Below are 386 nucleotides of genomic sequence, written 5' to 3'. Positions count from 1 at the left end.
GCACAAAATCCTCGCGTGCAATTTTTGCCATTTCAAAACGACCTACGATATAAATATCAAAAGCACTTAAGTTAGCAAATTCATTTAAAACAGCTTGGTGAACATAACCTTGATGCCCTTGCCACTCGGCTTCCGGCACTTCAATTACAGGATGAAAGTGAATATTACTGTGTTTTTTCGCCCATGCAACAGCTTCATTTTCAAAATAGAAATGTGAGTACTCTTTTACCCCCCAATAAAGGTATACAGGATTTTCTAATTGCAGATGGACAATTTGTTCAAGCAGTGATTTTACATACGAAAAGCCAGTGCCCCCTGCCATTAAAATAATTGGACGTTTAGAATCTTCACGTAAATAAGCTTCACCATTGGCAATTTCAACTTCA

At 37.6% G+C, this 386-nt stretch carries 1 pseudogene; it reads right to left on the bottom strand.

Annotated features, from left to right (window positions below):
* A pseudogene (fre, locus tag AC4GME_RS16095) lies at nucleotides 1-386 on the bottom strand (NAD(P)H-flavin reductase); the annotation flags it as partial.

This window comes from Psychromonas sp. (assembly GCF_983033635.1).
The sequence above is the reverse complement of the archived record's forward strand: the minus strand, read 5'-3'. Positions and strand labels throughout refer to the sequence as shown.